At 40.9% G+C, this 1,344-nt stretch carries 1 protein-coding gene; it reads right to left on the bottom strand.

The annotated features are described in order from the left end of the window. Positions 1-3: 3 nt before the first annotated feature. Positions 4-1,272, bottom strand: a complete 1,269-nt coding sequence (locus JGK07_RS33070; protein WP_293291246.1) for a transposase — start codon at positions 1,270-1,272, stop codon at positions 4-6. Positions 1,273-1,344 lie beyond the last annotated feature (72 nt).

Below are 1,344 nucleotides of genomic sequence, written 5' to 3'. Positions count from 1 at the left end.
CTATTACATGACATGGGAGGCTTCCAGTCCCTCCCCTTTCGCTTTCACTTCGAGCGGATTGACCCGCCTTGGCTGAACTACGCAGCTCTCTATCCCATTGCCAAAGGCATTTGGGATTGCTTTTCTGAGGATGTTGTAAGAACCGTTAACATCGGAGTTAATTAATTGACCGACTGATGTTCTGTATAATCCTCTTTTGATTCGCCTGCCACTAAATACGACATCCAAAGCGCCAGTATGCCCGTACACAGGAATTGGATCTAGATTCAAGAAATTCGACTTAGACGTGTAAGATTCTTCTTGAACTATCACCTTAATTCCCACCAATCGAGCCTTGTATTCCAACATCTCAATTAATCGAGCGTGAGGAATGCTGACAAAGTTTTGATTAGTTCGTTTTCCCAGGTTAATTTCAGTTTTCCACTGTGCATTTTTGCCAATTACTAGCGTCCCAATTTGATTTGCCGTCAGAAGTTCGACTATTAATCGACTTGTGTGATGCAAGTAATTATCGACTTTTTGGTTGCGACAGCGGGTTAAGCGTTGAAGCCGGGGTGAGGTTTTGCGCTCCCCTTTTAGTTGGGATTGCAACTGCGAAGAACGTTTGTTGTAGAACTGGTTAATCGATTTGAGTGGTCGCCCGTTAATCAAAAGAGGGATAAATCCCGGTTGATTTGAAGTTAGCGCCACTAAATTGTCCAGTCCCAAATCAATACTAGCTACGAAGTTGTTACTGCTAGCGGTGGACTCCGGTTCATCGTAAATTACCTCAATTACATAAGCATCGCATTTGGGAACCAATCTAACTTGACAAATTCGTTCGGGATTTACTTTGGTTTTGATTAAAATCTCAGTACCTGACAGTTTAATAATTCCATTTTTCAACTGCCTGCTGCTTATTGCTTGAATCGTATAAACCAGGATATTTCGACCTTTGACTTTATCTTTGTACTTAGGTAGTTTTGGACGACCCGTAAATTTAGAGGCATCTTTTTTGTAAGCTTTGAGAGCTTCAAAAAACGATTTCCAGTTTTTGTCTAACAACATCAAGATTTGCTGGCTAACCTTGGCAGGCATTGCCTTGTAAGCTGCGTGAGATTTCATCAAGCGATTCATTTCGTTGTAATTGACATAGCCCCATCCATAAATGAAACTTTGACGAAGGACATAATTGGCAGCATTGTAGAGATTCTTCGATTTAAAAGCTAGTTCGTCAATTTGGACGAAACGGCGTTCTTTCGATTTAATGATGTGACGTTCTGTTAGCTGCATTCTCAACCTCCTGACCACATAATACCATGCTTGATTACTTATGCTTACAAACTGAATGAAGTTTTACAATAC

The organism is Microcoleus sp. PH2017_24_DOB_U_A, from assembly GCF_020738205.1.
Classification (GTDB): domain Bacteria; phylum Cyanobacteriota; class Cyanobacteriia; order Cyanobacteriales; family Microcoleaceae; genus Microcoleus.
The sequence above is the reverse complement of the archived record's forward strand: the minus strand, read 5'-3'. Positions and strand labels throughout refer to the sequence as shown.

Excerpts from the sequence above, each read along its gene's own strand:
- JGK07_RS33070 (WP_293291246.1), bottom strand. The coding sequence starts at position 1,272 with ATGCAGCTAACAGAACGTCACATCATTAAATCGAAAGAACGCCGTTTC.